We start from the raw sequence: 20,566 nt of genomic DNA, 5'->3' as shown, positions 1-20,566 counted from the left end.
TAAACTCCGCCAATAGCTTAAAGCTAACGGCTAAGAACGAATAGCTATGCTAAAAAACTATTTCAAAATCGCCTTCCGGAATTTGTTACGGCATAAGATTTATGCTGCGATCACCGTCGTGGGAATGGCCATTGGGTTAGCGGCTTGTATGCTCACTGCTCTGTATATCCATGACGAGCTTGGGTATGATCAGTTTAATCTGAAATCGGACCATATATATCGTATCAATGGAACACTTACTTCTGCCGGCAAAGCAACAGATGTAGCAGTGGCTCCAACGCCCATGGGCCAAACCTTGAAGCAGGAGTTTTCCGAGGTGGAAGAGGCAACCAGGCTGGGAAAATATGGTAGTCAATTAGTGAAAAACGGAGATGTAGAGATCCGGGAACAACGGATCCTGTATGCAGACTCGACAGCTTTTGATGTTTTTACACTTTCTTTTCTCGCAGGGAACCCAAAGAAAGCATTGGCAGAACCGCAGTCTGTGGTAATTACCGAAAGTATGGCGAGGAAGTACTTTGGCCATGAAAATGTCCTGAACAAAACACTGACTTTCGATAATGAGGTAAAACGAATCACCGGTGTGATGGCGGATATTCCGGCACAATCTCATTTTGAAGCTGATTTCTTATTGCCCTTACATGAAACCAGAGACGCAAAAGCTGCTAAATGGGGCAACCATATTTTTAATACTTACGTACTGCTCAAACCTGGTACTGAGCCTGCAAAGCTGGAAACTAAATTTGAGCAAATACTGCAGGTGTATCTGGATCCCGCCCTGCAACGGTATTTCCAGACTACATTGGCCAAGGCAAGACAGGCAGGAAATAACTTCAGCTATTCATTAATGCCGCTCACTAAAATCCATCTTTACTCCGACAGAGAAGGTGAACTAAGGCCGAATAACAGCATTTCCACGCTGTGGATGTTTGCGGTAATCGGTTTGATTATTCTGCTGATTGCGGTCTTCAATTTTATCAATCTGACTACTGCAAGATCTGCTCTAAGGATACGGGAAATTGGAGTCCGTAAAGTAATGGGCTCCGATAAAAGAGCACTGATGTTCCAGTTTCTGTCAGAGTCTTTGCTGACGACCTTCTTTGCTCTTCTGGCCGGAGCAGTTTTACTATGGTGTGTTCTCCCTGTTTTTAATCAGCTGGCCGGTAAGCAGCTACATATTCAGAATGTAGTAAGTCTCGGTTGGTATATTCTTCCCGGAGTGTTAATTGTGGGTGTGCTCGCCGGTTTGTATCCTGCATTTTTCATGTCCTCCTTCAGGCCTGTAGTGGCTTTGAGGGGCATTACGTCTGGTGCAAATGGCGGAGGGTTCCGTACTTCACTGGTGGTACTTCAGTTTTCCGTTTCGGTGCTGCTCATCGTCTGTAGTTTACTGGTGCATCAGCAGCTGAGATATATGCAGGGAAGGCAGGTAGGTTTTGAAAAAGAGCAGGTTGTTATTGTGAAGACTGGTCAGCTGACCAGGAAAGATGCAGTATTGTTTAAAAATGAAATGAGAAATAATCCGGGGATTGCCGACGGAGCGGTCAGCGGATTTTTGCCGGTTACTTCCAATCGCTGGAACGATATGTGGTATGCAGAACATGAAAAAGACCAGCGCAATGCCGTAAATATTCAGGAATGGATGGTGGATGCAGATTATATATCCACTTTCAGTTTGCAGTTAACGGCAGGGAGGAATTTTCGGTATGGAGACGCCACTGACCAGGAAGCAGCTATTATCAATCAAAGCGCAGCCAGACAACTTGGTTATCAAAATGCCTTAGGGAAAACGATACACAAGCCAGGAGGTGAGAAACTGACGATTATCGGAGTTGTCAATGATTTTCACTTCGAATCTCTGCGAGACAGAATACAACCCCTCATTTTAGTAAAAAACGGCGGGCTGCTGAGTCCGAGTGTGGAAAAGGCTTTTTCACAAGCTGTATCATTCAAACTTCATACGACTGACTTTGGAACAACTCTGAAATCCATCGAAGCCAACTGGAAGCGGTTGTTTTCGGGTAAAAGTTTTGAATACTCGTTTCTGGATGCTGATTTTGAATCCATGTATCAGTCAGAGCAGCGTGTAGAGAAGTTATTTACAATTTTCGCAGCAACGGCCATTTTTATTGCCTGTCTGGGTTTGTACGGTCTTACCGCATTCACGGCTGAGAGAAGAACAAAAGAAATCGGTGTTCGGAAGGTTCTTGGAGCTTCCATTATTTCAGTGGTGTCTATGCTTTCAGGAGATTTTATAAAACCTGTGTTGATAGCTATCGTCCTGGCATCACCGGTAGGCTGGTATGTTATGCATCAGTGGCTCACAGGTTTTGCTTATCATATTGAAATTCAATGGTGGGTGTTTGTCTTATCAGGTGTCATAGCATCAGTAATAGCGCTTGCTACCGTAGGCTTGCAAAGTTGGAAAGCCGCTCTGACTAACCCAGTAAAGTCTTTAAAAGCGGATAGCTGATGGTGCTGAGCTTTTAGCTTGGTAGATAGGTTACATGAATACATGTGTTCAGAATGGCCATGACCAACCCTATAAGGTGGTTGGGAAGAGACTAGCGTGCTACATGCTGTTTGCCACGGAGCTTCCAGCTATTTTACCGGGATATATTTAGCGCCGCAGGGTGCAATACAGCCCGGGTTAATGACAAGTGTTTCGGGAGTGAGTTCAGAATACGACCATTTGGTTTTGTAAGGAAAAGAAACAGAATCTTTCACACTCAAAATGATTGTGCTGTCTTTCAGTAGTTTGTAGGTATTATTCACATTAATAGAGGAATAAATCAGCCCTTTTATCTCTGAGAAATCTCCATTTGGTTTGAATTCAAGAAGTGAAGATGCGTGTTCACCTACTTTTTGCCAGTTGGTAACACCATTTTGATCAGTCGTAAATATTTCTGTTAATTTCCATTTACCTACGATTCCTCCATCTGCACGGCTATTTATATTTTCCTTTTTACAGGAAACAATGATGCAACCAGTTGCAAGCAAGATAAGGCTGTACAGCTTTTTCATAATAGGTTTGGGTTAGAGGTATGAAGTAACGACAGCATATCGGTTGATTTGGTTGGATTTATGTCTGGATTTTTTCGCAACACGATCCGGTTAAAAATGTCAACTTCAATTTCGTACAAATGTGTTCGGAATCGGACAATATGGTTTTATATAATATGTGTAAGTATCTGTATATTAATGTATTAAAATTAAATTTATAGCTGGTATAATTATATACTTTTTAGTTTGAATTGTTAAGGATGCTATGCTTAAAAACTACCTGAAAATCGCGTTTCGTAATCTCTGGAAAAACCGGATGTTTACTGCTATTAATGTGCTTGGTTTGTCTCTTGGCCTGGCCAGCGCGGGTGTACTCATCCTTTTCACTCAGAGGGGAATTACATTCGATGGGTTCCATAAAGACAATGACCAGCTCCATTTTGTCCAGACTGAATTTCAAGGGGAACGCTACAATCAAACTGTTTATCCTATTCTGGAGCAGCTTGTGCAAACCTTTCCTGAAATAGAGACCGGTACGCATGTACAGGCATGGAATAATGTATGGATTAATTACAAGGGTAAAGATTTTCAGGGCGATACAAAGTATGTGGATACCACGTTTTTTGATGTTTTTTCATTTAAACTGAAATATGGGAATCCGGATAAAGCATTGCAGAAAAGACAATCTATTCTGCTCAATGAGGAAGTGGCTGCTTCTCTTTTCGGTGATAAAAACCCGGTAGGAGAAACGGTAACGGTCAATGATACGATTAATTTTACAGTAACTGGTGTACTGGAACCCGTACCTGCCAATTCTTCTATACAGTTCGAGGTGCTGGTACCGATCGCTAATCTGGAGGCCGACCCAGGTTTTGCAAAAGGTGCGGACTGGTATAATACCATTGCAACGGTGTATCTCAAATTGAAAAAGGGAACCGACGTGCAGGCGCTGGAAACTAAATTTCCCGGTTTTGCAAAAACACATTTTAGTGAAGACGTACAGCGTGACAGGAAGATCAGGATTGCCCCTTTTACTGAATTTATTCACTACGAAAATCCGGGCTTCAAGTGGCTGATTACCGGCGCTGTTACCATTGCGGTGTTTATCATTTTGATTATCAGTATTAACCTTATTAATCTGAACACGGCCATATCATATACCAGAGCGAAAGAAGTAGCAGTGCGCAAGGTAACTGGTTCTACGCTGAGGCAAATTCTGATACAGTTCTGGGTGGAGTCAGGAATGGTACTGTTGTGCTCGTTGGTTATTGCTGTATTGTTTGGCGTATTATATCTGGTACCTAGGTTCAATGAATTTCGAAAGGAGAGGATGCAGCTTGTTGTGAGCTGGGAGCAGGATTATGTTTCACTTTTAACACTTGCCGGAGTTATTACGCTCATCGCAATTGTAGCAGGAACTTATCCCGCGGCGTATCTTAACAAACTGGATATTCGGGACACAATTAAAGGAAAACTGACGAATAAACCTCAGTCGGGGAACTGGAAAAGAGGAGCCCTGATCGTAGTTCAGTTTGTGATTTCTTTCGGATTGGTAATTGGGGCTGTAACGGTGAGTAAGCAGATCAGTTTTATGCGGGAAGCTGATATTGGGTATGATAAAACGGATGTTGTAGTGGTGCAGACTGATATGCAATTTAAAAATCAGGAAGCAGCGAGAAGCCAGTTTAAGCCAATCCTGGATGAGCTCAACCGGGATTCACGTGTAAAAAGTGTAAGCACTTCCGGTGTGGTGCCTACTAAGTACTGGAACAATTATAATTCATATTTGCCGGAGGAGAGTGAAAAGGAAGTTCGTTTCAAACAGGTCAATACTGGTGCAGGATATGCGGAGGCTTTTGCTATACCGATGCTGGAAGGCAGAGATTTTTCTGATGAACTGGATAAAGGGCAAGCGTTTAAACGTGTGGTTATTAACGAGTCTGCGATGAAAGCACTGGGCTGGAAAACGGCCGTGGGAAAGCGTATTCGCCAGAAAAGTAATTCGGAGACCTATACCGTGGTGGGAGTGATGAAAGATTTCCATTATCAAGATTTGAAAGAGAAAATAGAGCCTTTGCTACACTGGTATGAAGGAGAGTCGGGTTTGAACCGTTATCTCACGATCAGATTTAATGATATCAGCAAGGCTAAGGTAGTTTTGGCAGATCTCGAAGCTAAAATGAAGAAGATTCCTGCCAGGAAACCATTCAGATTTTTCTATATGAGTGATGAGGTGAACCGTCAATACAATCATCTGGACGGGATCTGGAAGATGCTGAATTTCGTGACTACATTAGCCGTAATCATTGCAATGGCCGGCATTTTCGGGCTCATTACATTGGCAGGAAATCAACGCACAAAAGAAGTTGGTATCAGAAAAACACTTGGAGCAAGTGTAACAGGAATAGCAATTCTACTGTCCCGTGATTTTGTGCTATTGGTTTTGATTTCCATTGTGATCGGTATTCCTGTAGGTTATAGTTTTATGATCAATTATCTGGCAGGTTTCCAATACCATGTTCAGGTAGACTGGTCTATTTTTGTAATTGTAGCATTGGCTGCGCTTATACTTACAATATTGACCGTAAGCATTCAGAGTATCCGGACTGCGTTGATGAATCCCGTGAAGAGTTTGAGGAGTGAGTAAGGGGCATGGGGCACAGGATATTGGTACAGATAAGTAATGTCCCAGCCTATTTACCCCCTCTCCAAGTCCCCCTGCCCCAAACCCTTACGACTCTGCCCTAATCCCTTAACCCCCAACCCCTATGCTAAAAAACCACCTGAAAATTGCGTTTCGGAATCTGATGGCTTCGAAATTGTTTACCGGCCTCAACATCATCGGTCTTACCGGAGGAATGGTTGCAGCTGTCTTCATTTTGCTATGGGTTCAGAATGAGCTCAGTTTTGATGCATATCATCAAAAATCTGACAAGATTTCCAGAATCATTACGCATCTCCAGGTAAGTAAGGAAGAGACCTGGCATTGGTCCAATACGCCATTACCTTTGACAAATGAGCTGAGTAAACTACCAGAAGTTGAAATGGTCACGCGGAAAAATAGTATCGGGAGCTTATCACTGCGGGTGGGTGATCGAAAAGTGAATGCCGAAAATGTGATTTATGCAGATTCCAACTGGTTTCGTGTTTTCGATTATCAGTTTGTGGAAGGCTCTGCTTCGGATTTTTCAGCTACGGTACGCAACATCGCAATGACGGAAGCAAAAGCATTGCAGCTCTTCAACACACCCCATGCGCTAGGTGAAATTGTCAGAATAGATTCGCTGGATTATACTGTTTCGGCTATCTATAAAGCCAATCCGGCCAATTCTAGTTTTCAATATGATTTCATTATTCCAATAGCAGCTTATTGGGCTAACCCTAAGATATTTGAAAATGACAATAACTGGAATCAGTTCAACTACGAAACTTATATTGTATTAAAGAAAAACACGAATCGGAAGGAGTTTGGGAAAAAGTTAACTAAGGTGATCTCTGGCGCAAAGTTGGATGACAATGGAAAACCGTCGACAAACATTACTCTGGAAGTGGAGCCGTTAACCCAGATGCACTTTAACAATCAGATTCAGGGAGCCAGCCAGCACGTGGGCGACAAGCGCACAATTTATATTTTCTTTGGCTTGGCTTTGGTTATTTTGCTTGTAGCCTGTATCAATTACGTGAATCTAACTACTGCAAGAGCCAGCGTAAGATCTAAAGAGATAGGTGTTAAAAAGCTTTTGGGGGCAGGTAGCTCGCATCTTTTCGGGCAATTTATGACCGAGTCTGTACTGACATGCTTTGCCGCTTTTCTATTGGCATTTTTGTCTGTTTATTTCTTAATTCCTGTCTTCAATTCCCTGACAGGTAGAACTTTTGAGTTTTTTCTTGGCAATGCTTCACTCTGGTACGTTCTCGTCGGAACTACATTCACAGCCATACTTCTTACAGGTGTTTATCCTTCCTTGCTATTGTCGTCGTTCAAGCCTTTTGATATATTAAGAGGGAACAATGTGCTCGGCTCTACAAACGGTGGTTTCAGAAAAGCGCTTGTGGTTGTTCAGTTCACCGTAGCGGTAGTTTTTCTTATCTCTACTTTGGTCGTATTTCAGCAGATGAAATTTGTACGTGAAAAAGAACTGGGATATGACCGTGCTCACACATTTACATTTCGGATTCCTTGGTCGCTGAAAGCAAAAGTTGCACCAGTGACCATGAAAAGCAGGTTACTGACTGAATCCAGTATTGCGGATGTTACTGTGGCGAGCCAGAGCATCGTACAAATCGGTAGCAGCACCACGGGCAGTTACGACTGGAATGGTCGTCCAAAAGATTTCAATCCTACTGTTTCCCAAATTGCGGTCGAAGATAACTTTCATAAGCTGTTCGATGTGAAAATAAAAGAAGGAAGGTGGTTTGAACCCAATAGCATCACAGATCAAAGTAATGTAGTCCTGAATGAAACTGCTGTTCGGAAACTGAATTTGCCCAAGCCTGTGATTGGTCAGAGATTTGATTTCCAGGGTAAAAAAGGTGTAGTGATCGGTATTGTAAGGGACTTTCATTTTAAAAGCCTTCGTGAGAAAATTGAACCTCTGGTGCTTTTCAACAATACAGAATGGAGCCTGGGATTGTATGTAAAAGCGCTTCCGGGTAAGGAGTCAGAAGCGATACGCACGGTAGAAAGAGTTTGGAATGAAATGATTCCAGATTATGCCTTGGACTATTCATTTCTTGATGATACCTACGACAGGCTCTATAAAAGTGAGCAGCGTACAGCGGTTCTTTTTAACGCGTTTGCAGCGATAGCTGTACTCATTTCCTGTCTTGGTCTGTTTGGGCTGGCCACTTTCACCGCCGAAAGACGCCTTAAAGAAGTAGGAATCCGGAAAGTGCTGGGAGCATCTGTTGCCGCTATCGTAACGCTACTTTCTACAGATTTTCTAATTCTGGTATTGATAGCCATCGTTATCGCATCTCCTATTGGCTTCTATTTTATGTCTTCCTGGCTCAAAGGCTTTGAATATAAAATCGAATTAAACTGGATCATTTTTGCAGTTGCTGGTTTTTGTGCCGTTCTCGTGGCACTTTTTACGATTAGCTACCAAAGTATCAGAGCGGCATTGATGAATCCCGTGAAGAGTTTGAAAAATGAGTAGGACCATGAGGATTAGCGTTTAGGGTTGATAATTGCCATCAGTCCAATTGTGAACGAAAGTGTCCGTAATCGAACACTTTCTCTTTGATATTTGGTATTTAAGTATTTGTATTTCAGATTGTTGTTGTTTTGAGGGTAATTTGGTATGATTATCTTTCACTCTCTGCCAGATAAGAGCTCCACGCCTGAGCGCATCCTTCAAAGCCATGATCAAAAACTATCTTAAAATTGCCTGGAGAAATTTGCTGAAAAGTAAGTTGTTTTCCTTTATAAATATATTCGGGCTGTCCGTCGGGATGACCTGTTGTATGTTGCTGTTACTTTACATTTTGAGCGAGGTTTCTTTTGATAAACATCAGGAACATGCCAACGAACTGTACCTTGTACGTAGTGAAAATGTAAGGTTTAATGGCGAGAAAATGGATAATCCGCGTGCTCCGGCTCCCTATGCGGGAGCTTTGAAGCAGGAGTTTCCCGAAGTTGTTCAGGTGACCCGGGCATGGGTTAATTTTCTAGAAAACAAAACGCTGCTTAAAGTGGTGGATTCCGGCAAAACTGTGAAGTCAGTCTTTGAAACAAAAGGCTGCCATGTGGATTCCACTTTTTTTGATATGTTTTCTTACCAGTTTATTGAAGGAGACCATAATTCTGCTTTGAAAGATCCCCGGTCCGTCGTGCTTTCTGAAGATGTGGCAAAAAAGCTTTTCGGAAATACTTCTGCCATAAACAAAACGATCAATATAGGCGGTACCGATGGGAATGGAGAGAATTTTATTGTTACAGGTGTATACAAAGATGAAAGCGCCCGTTCCCATTTTGATGCCAGGTACTTTGTGCCAATGATGTCTGGCTGGGTGGGGGATTATCTGAAACAGGGTAACCTGGATTTTACGAATAACAACATGTTTTACACCTACATACGTGTAAAACCCGGGACGGATTTCAGAAAATTTAACGAAAAACTGCCCGCGTTTGTGGCTAAGTATGCAGGCAAGGACATCAAAGCTGCCGGTTACGCCAAACACATGAGTTTACTTCCGGTAACGGATATTCACTTGTTTAATAAAGTAACGGACATTATCACGCCGACTACAAGTGCTACCTATTTGTATGTGCTGGCTTCTATTGCCATTTTTACGCTGTTAATAGCTTGCATTAACTTCATGAATCTGTCGACTGCACGATCGGCGAAGCGAGCCGCAGAAGTTGGGATGAGAAAAGTAATGGGAGCAGGTAAGGGAGGATTAATAGGTCAGTTTTTGGGTGAATCAATGGTGCTGACGTTACTTGCACTCATTTTAGCGTTGGTTTCTGTGGTTTTGTTTTTGCCGTTGTTTAATCAGTTATCTGATAAAACTTTACTGGTTTCTGATCTTTTTAAACCGGAAATAATTGTTGCGTTTATTTTGTTAGCTGTCTTGACAGGTTTATTGTCGGGGAGCTATCCTGCATTTTATTTGTCAGTTTTCAATCCGCTTGATGTCATTAAAGGCAGGTTTATGAATTCGGTTTCTGCAACTGCTTTAAGGCGCGGACTTGTTGTATTTCAATTTGTGATTTCTATCGGGCTCGTTGTCGCAACGATGGTTATTCAGGGACAGATCAGTTTCATGCGCGACCAGCCATTGGGTTTCACCAAGGACCAGCAGATTGTAATTCCATTAAGAAGTGAACAGGCGAAAAAAGCCTATTCCTCGCTCCGAAGTGAAATCTTGCAAAATAATCAGATTGCTTCTGCATCAGGAACGTCTTATTATCCAGGAATATTAAATCCCAGCGATATGACTGGCTACCGTTCCGGTCAGAGCATGAACGAAGGTTCGATCATTAAAACGAACTGGGTTGCGCCGGATTTTATGAAAACAATGGAATTTGAAATGGTGGCCGGAAGGATGCTTTCAGCTGAATTTCCGGGCGATACAAATTTCAGAATGGTTGTGAACGAAGCAACTATTAAAAAGCTTAACATTCCTCTAAAGAAGGCTGTTGGCTCAAAAATTAGTTTTGACAGAGGAGGAGGGGTATTTCAGGAGATAGAAATTGTTGGTGTGGTTAAAGATTTTCATTTTGCTGATCTTCATCAAACTATTGAGCCTTATGCACTATTCCCTCATTTTGGTAACGATCTGAATTATATCGTTGTACACGTGAACACATCGGATGTTGGAAAAGTACTTCCATTCTTAGAAACCAAATGGAAGTCTCTGGTGCCCGACGAACCATTTTCGTACAGCTTTTTAAACGAGGATTTCCAAAAAAACTATGCTGCTGATGCGCGCACTTCCCGCATTGTAAATGCATTCACTGTTATTTCTATACTGATCTCTTGTCTCGGATTGTTTGGCCTTGCGACATTTGCCGCCCAGCAGAGAGTGAAGGAAATAGGCGTGAGAAAAGTACTGGGTGCTTCTGTTGGTAATATCGTAGGATTACTTTCCGGTGACTTTTTGAAATTGGTGATCATCGCTATTGTCATTGCCACACCGCTTACCTGGTATGCAATGAATAAATGGTTGCAGGGTTTTGCTTATAAAATCACCATTGAATGGTGGATGTTCCTGATAGCAGGTATTCTGTCGGTGATTATTGCCTTGGTTACTGTGAGCTCGCAAGCCATTCGGGCCGCAATCATGAACCCCGTGAAGTCGTTGCGAAGTGAATAGAAAAGCTGTTATCGGCCGCAGACCGCTTTAGAAATAAAAGAATTAAGATATTTATCATTGTTTAGCCGCTAGCTGTAAGCTGAAAGCTGAACGTTTAGAGCTAACAGCCATGTTCAAAAACTATCTGAAAATTGCATTCCGTAACATCTGGAAAAACAAAGGGTATGCCTTTATCAATGTCGCCGGTCTGTCGCTGGCATTTTGTATCAGCGTATTCCTGCTTTTGGTTGCGTACTTTCAGCTGACGTTCGACTCTTTTCATGCGGATGGCGACCGGATTTTTGAAACCTACTTTTTCGAAAATATACCTGAAAAACCAGAGCGTTCGACTTCCATGCCTTATCCTTTGACACCGGCATTGAAAACGGAATTTTCGGAGATTGAAGCTGTTACCAGGGTTGTAAACGGCGGTGACGTAGTGGAGTACAACGGTAAATATTTTGACAAAATGTTCAAATATGTCGATCCGGAGTTTTTCAACATATTCTCGTTCCCTTTGATGAAGGGAAATGCTGCTTCCGCGCTCGATAATCGTAGCAATATTGTGATTTCGGAGGACATGGCTAAGGCTGTATTCGGTACGGAAGAACCAATCGGGAAAGCATTGTTGATTGGCCTTGATCAGCATAAGAAACAATATATAGTTAGTGGTGTGGCGGGTGATTTTCCGGATAATTCCTCCATCCAGTTTGACGCGTTTTTAAGGGTTGAGAATGCCCCGAATTATGCAGGAGATTATGACAAATGGGATTCCCATTCGCATAATATATTCGTGAAGCTGATTCCCGGCGCAAGTGCAGAGTCAGTTGAAAAAAAGATGGCGCCATTTATGGAGAAGTATTTTCCCGGGAATATTAAAGCATTGAAAAAACAGGGAGCTCAGCCAGACGAGCGGGGCGATATTTACACCATTCGACTTCAGAAACTTGCTAATGTTCATTTCAACGTCGATTTGTCTGGTGGTTCCAATGCCGCACTGGTATATGCATTGATTGGAATTGCATTTTTTATCTTACTGATCGCGTGTATCAACTTTATCAATCTCAATGTAGCCAGAGCTTTTATCCGTTCCAGAGAGGTAGGCGTAAGAAAGTCGCTGGGAGCACTGAAAAAGCAGCTCTTTGTTCAGGTGTGGGGAGAGGCAGCGCTTATTTGTCTGGCTGGTTTTGTTGTGGGGTTATTACTGATCGTTCTGTTTTTAAATACTTTTAATGCCACCTTTCAGACTAAACTGAAATTGGACTACATGCTGCAGCCAGACAAGCTGGCGCTTATTTTCGTGTTGTTTATCGTTGTAACGGTGATCGCAGGAGGTTATCCCGCCTGGCAGATGTCCCGTATGAATGTGGTGGAAGTGCTGAAAGGGAAGGTTTCTATGAAGAAACCTGGTATACTGCGAAACTCGCTTATTATCACACAGTTTTCATTATCCTGTTTGCTGATATGCTGTTCAATTATCGCCATCCGCCAGGTCGATCATCTTCGGACTCAGCCGCTGGGTTTTGAAAAGGATCAGGTGATCAGTATTCCGGTAGGAAATAAGGTGAACGGACAGATAGCTATACAACGTATGCGTAATAGTCTGGCCAACGATCCGGGAATTATTTCTTTAACAGGGTCGGGTGTCAATCTCGGTATTGGCAAAGACAGAAGTTCATCAAGAAGTGTGTCGGGTTTTACTTACAAAGAGAAAGAAGTTTCTACCGACTGGCTTGGAGTAGATTATGATTATTTCAAAACGTTGAATATCAAATTGCTGGCAGGTCGTGAATTCGATCCGTCTTATCCGGCAGATTCTACAGACCGGGTTGTCATAACCGAGAGTATGGCTAAAATGATAGGAGAGGCTGATCCTGTTGGTAAGTTTTTCCAGACAGACAGTGCAGGTGCCCACATCCAGATTATCGGGCTTGTGCCTGACTTTTATCTTTATTCATCCAAAAGTGATAAAAAACCTATTACGATCCATCTGGAGAAAACGCCGTCGTATATTTTCGTACGTGTAGCTCCCGGCTCATTGGCGGCTGCAATGGATAAGCTTAAGAAAGTCTGGAAGGAAATTACACCCGAGTCGGACTTTCAGGGATCGTTTATGGATGAAAATACCAACAACTGGTACAAAGAGGAGCAGCACATGTCCAGCGTATTTAGTCTGGCTGCCGGAGTTGCGGTATTTCTTTCTTGCCTGGGTTTGTTCGCAATAGCACTTATTGTGATGGAACAACGAACGAAAGAAATTGGGGTAAGAAAAGTACTTGGTGCAAGCATTCCTGAATTGGTATATACGCTATCAAAAGACTTTGTAAAACTGGTTGTTGTAGCCATTTTGATTGCTTCACCTGCTGCGTGGTATTTCATGCAGCAATGGCTGGACAACTACTCCTACCGCATAGAAATTAGTCCGCTCATTTTTGTAGCTGTCGGAGCCGTAGCTATCATCATTGCAATTGTCACAGTCAGTTTCCAAAGTATCAAAGCCGCAATGGTAAATCCTGTAAAATCTCTGCGTAGTGAATAGAGGTCATGGGGCAAAGGGCATGGGGTGCGCGTAACCCCGAGCCCTATACCCAATACCCAATGCCCAATGCCCCCTGCCCCATGTCCTTTCCTCCATGACCATAACTCTAAGTCGATGCTAAAAAACTATCTTAAAATTGCGATACGTAATCTCTGGAAACATAAGGTTTTCTCATTGATTAATATTCTTGGCCTTTCCGTTGGGATGGCTGCCGGATTTCTGATATTCCTTTATATCAATTTTGAGCTGACATATGATCGCTTTCATTCCAAAGTAGACAGGATCTATCGGCTTGTCACAGATATAAAAACTCCTTCTGAAACAGTCAATATCAGTTCGACTTCCTGGGCATTTGCACTCAATATTAAAAATGACTTTCCCGAGGTTGAGGCTTTTACAAGAATCAGAAGTGGAAGTTTTCTGGTAAGGAAAGGGGATGTCAAATTTCAGGAAGAAAACACCGTGTTTGCCGATTCTACTTTTTTTACAGTTTTTGATTTTGAATTGGTTAAAGGAAACCCGGCCACTGCGTTGAAGGATCAGCTGAGTCTGGTTTTTACGGAAAAAGCTGCCAAAAAGTATTTCGGAGACACTGATCCCATAGGACAAACTGTGCTGTTGTCTGACGATGGTTTGCCTGCCACTGTGACGGGTGTAATGAAAAATATTCCGGAGAATTCGCAGATCAAAGGCGATATGTTTGTGTCCATGACCACCATGACAGAGAGGTTAAATAAAGGACTTGACGATCAGTGGGGCAATTTTGGGGTTACTACTTACCTGCTTTTGAAACCGGGAACCACAGGTGAAGCATTGGAAAAGAAATTTCCTGCATTCTTGGAAAACCGTGCAGGAAAATTGATGGATGAAATGAAAATGCATTATACCTTGTTTCTGGAACCCCTTGCTGATGTTCATTTACTATCGACCCGGCGCTCCGACGATGCTGGAAGTATGAACAACGTATATATATTCTCAGCAGTAGCCATTTTTATTCTGATTATTGCCTGCATTAACTTTGTGAATCTGACTACGGCACGTTCGGTTGAACGAGCAAAAGAAGTTGGAATCCGGAAGGTGGTAGGAGCGGCACGTGGTCTTTTGGCAAGGCAGTTCATCAGTGAATCGGTTCTGCTGTGTTTAATCGCTTTTGTATTTGCCGTAGTCCTTTCGGCTGCTATTATTCCATTATTTAATGATCTGTCCGGTAAAATTATCAGTACAGGTATTTCAAGCAATCTTCCTTTTGTGGGAGGCTTGTTTCTGGCAACGCTTATTATTGGTGTTCTGGCTGGCTCGTACCCGGCCATGGTTCTTTCATCGTTTGAGCCTGTCGTAGTTTTGAAAGGTCGTTTCACTACAAGTGTGAAAGGAATTTTACTCCGCAAAGGATTGGTAACTTTTCAGTTTGGAATATCAATTGCACTCATTATTGCAACGATCATTGTTTTTACTCAAATGAACTATATGCGTGACCGGGACCTTGGTTTCACGAAAGATCAGATGCTGATCGTTAATTCTCAGGGTGATCCCAAACGGGAAGCTTTTAAGGAGTCATTAAAAGGACTTGCGGGGGTGAAAGGGACAGCGGCATCATCCAGTGTTCCGGGAGGTGGTAATCCAGGCGCTTACTCAGAAATAGAGAACAAAAGCGGCGATTTACAAATTGCTAACCTGGATTTATATTTTGTCGACTTTGATTACATGTCTCAGTTCAATCTTAAAATGGCGGCTGGAAGGTCGTTTTCAAGAGAATTTGGAACAGATACCACTCAGGCAATTGTTATTAACGAAGCTGCGGCGAAGCTCTTCGGATACAGTTCTCCTGAGCAGGCTATCGGACGTCGATTCAAACAGTGGGGACGCGAAGGAAAAATCATCGGAGTTATCAAAGATTTTCATTTTCGTTCTTTGCAGGAAGCTATTAAGCCGCTAACTATGAGAATTGAGCCGGGGGGCAGCGAACTGGTGTCTGTGAAAATCGAAGGTGGTGATACCAAAGCAACCGTTGCTGCGGTCGAGAAAAAATGGAAATCAATTATGCCGGACAGGCCATTTAGTTATTATTTCATGGATGAGTTTTTCGATCGGCAGTACAGAAGTGAAGAGCGTTTCGAAAAGCTTTTTTTCAATTTCGCGATCCTCGCTATATTTATTTCCTGTCTGGGGTTATTGGGCCTTGCTTCGTATAGCACTGCTCAGCGTACCAAGGAAATAGGTGTAAGAAAGGTAATGGGAGCTTCAATTGCCAGTATTGTAGAATTGCTTTCTGTAGATTTTCTGAAACTTGTACTGCTTGCTTTTCTTATTGCATCTCCAATCGCGTATTACGGTATGTACAAATGGCTCCAGGGCTTTGCCTATCGTACCGATATTCACTGGTGGATTTTTGCCGCTGCTGCAGTACTTTCGACGTTAATTGCTTTTGCTACTGTAAGTTTTCAGAGTATAAGGGCTGCTTTGATGAATCCGGTAAAATCGCTCAGGAGTGAATAGAGATAAAGCGTGCAGGGTACAAAGCAGGGGGTAAAGGGTCTCTGCTTTGTGCTTTTGATGCGCTATTTCCAGCCCCAGGGAGCAGCAGGGTTTTCTACGGTTTGGGTCAAATCAAAAGTGACTGTAAAAAGGCGGTCGGAGCCCATTCTGCGCAGGTTATAAGAAAATGATTTTTCATCCAAAGTAATCCACCACACGTTTGTGGCTGCCTGTGGAAGTAGCTCAGTGGTTTGCTGATCGGCAGGGAAAACCTGGATACCCGCTGACCCCGAATTTGTAGCCTTCCCGCCATACTGCGTCACTTTGTCTTCGCTGCCATCTTCATGCCTATGATCGTGTTTGAGCTGAATCCGGTCGTTTTCAAAGGTTAATACCCATGTTCTCGACTTGTCGTCGCCCACAAAAAACGGAATGCGAATGGTATTGTCTTCGCACGCACGTATGTGCATAACCAACTTCTTTCCTGAAAAATCGTCATTGGCAGGGGTGCTCGAAAGACTTCCTTCAAATGACTTACCGCAATGTGTTTTTAATTTATCCCAGAATTTGGATGCTTCACTTTTTTCCTGAGCATAGGCCGTAAAGGTTAGTAAAATGAAGAAAATGGAAATGATACTTTTCATATATTATTTTTTAAACAGATAGATGAGTGATTGACAAATATAGGTATTTCATCGGCCGTGATTTTTTTTGGACCAACAACTTCAAGATTTAGACTACACTTCCTTTGATCTATTCTTAGGATGGAAAGGTCAAAAATCTCCGTTCCAAAGCGAACATTTGTGTTCATTTCTGAACAGTTATTTTAAGATTAATTTTACTTAATCATTTAATTATAAGCTGATTATAATATAAAGGTTTTGTGGCGTGCTATTTGATCAGCAAAAATGGAAAATATTACAACTTATGAAACGAATGTATCTGGGAGAGTTTGAAGAAATCGTTCTGCTCACTGTGGCAGTGATGGAAGGTCAGGCCTACGGTGTAGTGCTGATGAATGAAATTATGGAGCAAACGGGTCGAGATGTACGTTTGAATCAGGTACATTCTGCTTTACAGCGATTGGAGGAAAAAGGAATGGTGAAATCTACAATGGGCGAACCCACTGCGGAGCGTGGAGGAAGAAGGAAGCGGCTGTTTACGGTCACAGCTTACGGACATCGTACACTGGAGGAAATTCAAGAGGTAAGAAATAATTTTTGGAGCAGGTTTGTAAATCCTTTTAAGCTGGCTGTTCAGGTTGGGTAGTGATGCAGGAGCATAATGATAAAATTCAGAACAGTATGAAAAAGCAAGATTTACAACCGCCCAATCTGGCAACTCGTTTGTTGGTGTGGTTGATTGCACCGCACTTGCTGGAATCCATCCTGGGTGATATGCAGGAAGCATTTGAGTTTAATACCAAACGATTTGGTAAAAGAAAAGCCCACTGGATTTATTGGTCAGAAATCCCTGGCTATATCAAACCAGAATTTATAAAAAGAAAGCAGAATTTGTATTCATCGTCCTCAATAATTAGCCATATCATGATTCGGAACTATTTTAAAATCGCTTTCAGAAACCTTAAGAATAATAAAGCTTACACGCTCATCAATGTGTCGGGTTTAACGCTTGGAATGACATGCGGACTGATCATTTTTATGTTGGTGAAATATCATCTGAGCTTTGATAATTTTCACAATCATGCCGACCGTGTCTATCGTATAGTGACCGAGCAGCATCGCGACAATGTCAGTTACCAAAGGAGTGTACCTGCTCCACTTGGGATGGTGTTCAGAAACGAATATACTTTTGCTGAACATGTAGCCCGAATTACTACTTATGAACAAGCACTGATCACCCTGAAGAAAGGCAGTGAATTCAAAAAATTTAAAGAAGAAGAAGGCGTTGCCTTTACTGAGACCGACTTTTTCGAAATCTTCAATTACCCCTTACTGGAAGGAAATAAACAGACTGCACTAACCGAGCCGAATACGGCCGTTATGACCCAAAAGACAGCGAAGAAGTATTTCGGAGACGAAAATCCGATTGGTAAAGTGTTCTGGTTTGATAACAAAATCGCTTTTACCGTAACCGGAATTCTGAAAGATTTTCCCGAAAATACAGATCGAAAAACAGGAATTTATGCGTCCTATATCACATTGAAAACTTACGATAGCTGGCTTGGGAGTGATGACTCGTGGGGTGGAATTAACAGTTCGGTACAGTGCTTTGTTCGCCTGAGACCGGGTGTCTCGGTTGCCCAGGTGGAAAATGTGTTTCCTGCATATCCTAAAAAATATCGTCCTAACAGCAAAAACGTCCATCACTATAAGTTACAGCCATTGTCGGAAATGCATTTCGATGCACGTTATGACGGACCGATGGAAAAACGGAATTTATGGATTTTGTCGGTCATCGGACTTTTTCTCATTGCTACGGCTTGTGTGAATTTCGTAAACCTGGCCACGGCGCAGGCATTCAAACGTTCAAAAGAAGTGGGTGTTCGCAAGGTATTGGGTGGATTGCAGGCTCAGCTATTCTGGCAATTTATTTCAGAGACGTTCCTTATATCTGCGGTGGCGATTGTTGTTTCTGTTGTGCTTTCCCACTTGGTTTTACCAGTAGTGAATTCATTTTTTAATACGCAAATGAGCCTCAATATTTTCGCAGATGTGCAGTTGATACTGTTTATTCTCGGACTTGGCATTATCGTTACTTTTTTCGCCGGATCTTACCCCGGGCTCGTTCTTGCTCGTTTTCAGCCTATCATTGCCTTAAAAGGGAAATTATCCCAAGCCAACATGGGTGGTTTCAATACCCGACGTATGTTGATCGTAGTGCAGTTTGCCATTTCTCAAATGCTGATCATTGGCATGGTGGTCATTGTGAGCCAGATGCAATATACCCGACAGGCTGATCTGGGATTTAATAAGGACGCTATTATGATGATTCCGCTTGGGATTGATACAACAGGTGTGAAAATGAAAACGCTGAAAAGTCAAATTGAGGATATTACGGGAGTAGAGAAAGCGACTTTATGTTTTGCGGCACCGTCGTCACAACAAGCCTGGAACACCGGCATTAGGTTTGATAATCAGTTGGAAGATGTAAGTTTCCAGACCAGCATTAAAGCAGCAGATGCGGATTATGTATCAACTTTTGGGCTGCAAATGGTTGCAGGGAGGAATGTTTTTCCTGCAGATTCGGTAAGAGAGTTTATTGTGAATGAGGCATTTACCAGAAAATTAAATTTCAAAACTCCGCAGGACGCAATTGGTAAAGTTATTGGAGCTAATGGGGACACCATGGAAGGACCGATTGTGGGCATTGTAAAAGATTTTCATGATCGCTCTCTTCATGAGGATATAACTCCGGTTGCCATCACAACTTATGATGATAATTATTCCGACCTGGCGGTAAAGGTGAATATGTCGAATGTGAAGAATACACTCGCAGCTATTGAACAGGCATGGACGGCAAAATACCCTGATCAGATCTTTGAATCTCAGTTCCTGGATGAAAACATTGCAAGGTTTTACGAAACGGAAGATCGCATGTTGAAGTTAATCCAGATGTTCTCCTTCATTGCTATTTTTATCGGTTCACTTGGATTGTATGGATTGGTATCATTTATGGCCGCACAAAAAACCAAAGAGATTGGCATTCGTAAAGTGTTAGGAAGCGGTGTGACACAAATCCTGTGGATTTTCGGTAAAGAATTTTCGATGCTTATTTTAGCTGCCTTTGTTATTGCGGCTCCGGTTGGCTGGTGGGTCATGAATAGCTGGTTGCAGGACTTCAAGTTTCGTATCCAAATGGGTTTCTGGACATTTGCATCTGCAATTTTTATCACATTCTTTATTGCTGCAATAACCGTAGCTTACAAATCTCTGCGGGCAGCCTTGCTCGATCCCGTGAAAAGTCTGAGAAGCGAATAAAAAAAATTGCCGGCGCATCAAATGATCGGCCGGCAGTTTTTATTGACTAATACCAAATTCAATAATCTTTCGGATTCGCCGTGTTCCGGATCCGATCACACGGTCACCGATAAACTCGCCACCTTCCTGGAGATAATCAAAATTAGTCTGTTCGTCAACAATCAAACCAACCCCGTGAGCGTATTCCTTATATCCTAATCTGAATTGTGCGACTCCAGATGTATCCGTTCTTTCAGAAACCTTAATCGTTTTGTCAAAACGGAGATTATCGACCGTTAATGGCTGGTTAATATTTTCATATTTATGAGTCGTATTGTAACGTGGATCTGTATCTTCTACCTTAAAGTATTTGTATCCGTCCCAGGTTACCTGCGGACTATACGGGAAAACCAGTGGCATCAGCACTTCGTTGTCCAGGTTGACTATTACCTTATCCGGATCATGACGCACGCTGTATTCTTTTGTTTTTTGCCAGCCTTGCGCAGAAGCGTTTCTTGTATATCTGGATACGATATAAACCTTCGTGCCTGATGAGTCCCGATTTACGCTTGTGACTTCATCTTTCTCCTGCCATGCGCGAAGTACAGGATTCGCATTTCCGGATGAATATACCTCTTCATTTACCTGATAGATTTGAAATTGCCCGATTTCCAGTGGATAATAGTTATAAGGCGTGAAGGGGTCTGCCACCGAATCTTTATTGCAGCTTTGGAGCATAAGCATAGCACCAAGTGCTAATCCTGAAAGTGCAATGGAAATACGAGCGATTTTTCTGGTATATGTAACTTTCACAGGCGAGTTTGTTAAT

The 20,566-nt window shown here is 42.4% G+C and carries 11 protein-coding genes; 8 read left to right on the top strand and 3 right to left on the bottom strand.

What is annotated here, in order from left to right; genetic code table 11:
* Positions 1–46: 46 nt before the first annotated feature.
* The gene (locus tag AC1XUE_RS17550) at positions 47–2,473 is read left to right on the top strand and encodes an ABC transporter permease (protein WP_483357288.1); all 2,427 of its coding nucleotides are present in this window, start codon (positions 47–49) and stop codon (positions 2,471–2,473) included.
* Between the two features lie 128 nt (positions 2,474–2,601).
* Here the strand turns inward: AC1XUE_RS17550 and AC1XUE_RS17545 are convergent, their stop codons facing one another.
* Positions 2,602–3,024, bottom strand: a complete 423-nt coding sequence (locus AC1XUE_RS17545) for a hypothetical protein (protein ID WP_483357287.1) — start codon at positions 3,022–3,024, stop codon at positions 2,602–2,604.
* Positions 3,025–3,268: 244 nt separating this feature from the next.
* Here AC1XUE_RS17545 and AC1XUE_RS17540 point away from each other — a divergent pair, with 244 nt between their 5' ends.
* The 5 genes from AC1XUE_RS17540 (at position 3,269) to AC1XUE_RS17520 (ending at position 15,838) form a co-directional block, all read left to right on the top strand.
* Positions 3,269–5,650: an ABC transporter permease gene (locus AC1XUE_RS17540; RefSeq protein WP_483357286.1), complete on the top strand. Its 2,382-nt coding sequence runs from the start codon at positions 3,269–3,271 to the stop codon at positions 5,648–5,650.
* A 121-nt stretch (positions 5,651–5,771) separates the two neighbouring features.
* Positions 5,772–8,162: an ABC transporter permease gene (locus AC1XUE_RS17535; RefSeq protein ID WP_483357285.1), complete on the top strand. Its 2,391-nt coding sequence runs from the start codon at positions 5,772–5,774 to the stop codon at positions 8,160–8,162.
* 205 nt (positions 8,163–8,367) lie between these two features.
* Positions 8,368–10,824, top strand: a complete 2,457-nt coding sequence (locus AC1XUE_RS17530) for an ABC transporter permease (protein ID WP_483357284.1) — start codon at positions 8,368–8,370, stop codon at positions 10,822–10,824.
* A gap of 109 nt (positions 10,825–10,933) precedes the next feature.
* Positions 10,934–13,342: an ABC transporter permease gene (locus AC1XUE_RS17525; protein ID WP_483357283.1), complete on the top strand. Its 2,409-nt coding sequence runs from the start codon at positions 10,934–10,936 to the stop codon at positions 13,340–13,342.
* 114 nt (positions 13,343–13,456) lie between these two features.
* The gene (locus tag AC1XUE_RS17520; protein ID WP_483357282.1) at positions 13,457–15,838 is read left to right on the top strand and encodes an ABC transporter permease; all 2,382 of its coding nucleotides are present in this window, start codon (positions 13,457–13,459) and stop codon (positions 15,836–15,838) included.
* 62 nt (positions 15,839–15,900) lie between these two features.
* On the opposite strand, the gene AC1XUE_RS17515 is transcribed toward AC1XUE_RS17520, so the two are convergent.
* On the bottom strand, positions 15,901–16,461 hold the full coding sequence (locus AC1XUE_RS17515; RefSeq protein ID WP_483357281.1) for a hypothetical protein: 561 nt from the start codon (positions 16,459–16,461) through the stop codon (positions 15,901–15,903).
* A 283-nt stretch (positions 16,462–16,744) separates the two neighbouring features.
* On the opposite strand from AC1XUE_RS17515, the gene AC1XUE_RS17510 reads away from it, so the two are divergent.
* Both AC1XUE_RS17510 and AC1XUE_RS17505 read left to right on the top strand, forming a co-directional pair.
* The gene (locus AC1XUE_RS17510; protein ID WP_483357280.1) at positions 16,745–17,086 is read left to right on the top strand and encodes a PadR family transcriptional regulator; all 342 of its coding nucleotides are present in this window, start codon (positions 16,745–16,747) and stop codon (positions 17,084–17,086) included.
* 35 nt (positions 17,087–17,121) lie between these two features.
* Positions 17,122–19,758: an ABC transporter permease gene (locus AC1XUE_RS17505; RefSeq protein WP_483357279.1), complete on the top strand. Its 2,637-nt coding sequence runs from the start codon at positions 17,122–17,124 to the stop codon at positions 19,756–19,758.
* 39 nt (positions 19,759–19,797) lie between these two features.
* Here AC1XUE_RS17505 and AC1XUE_RS17500 read toward each other — a convergent pair whose 3' ends face one another.
* Complete coding sequence (locus AC1XUE_RS17500) at positions 19,798–20,550, bottom strand: hypothetical protein (RefSeq protein WP_483357278.1); 753 nt, start codon at positions 20,548–20,550, stop codon at positions 19,798–19,800.
* Positions 20,551–20,566: the final 16 nt, after the last annotated feature.

This window comes from Dyadobacter sp. HNCC25DJ187 (genome assembly GCF_056895255.1).
Note: the sequence above shows the minus strand (reverse complement) of the source record. Positions and strands in the feature narration are given on the sequence as shown.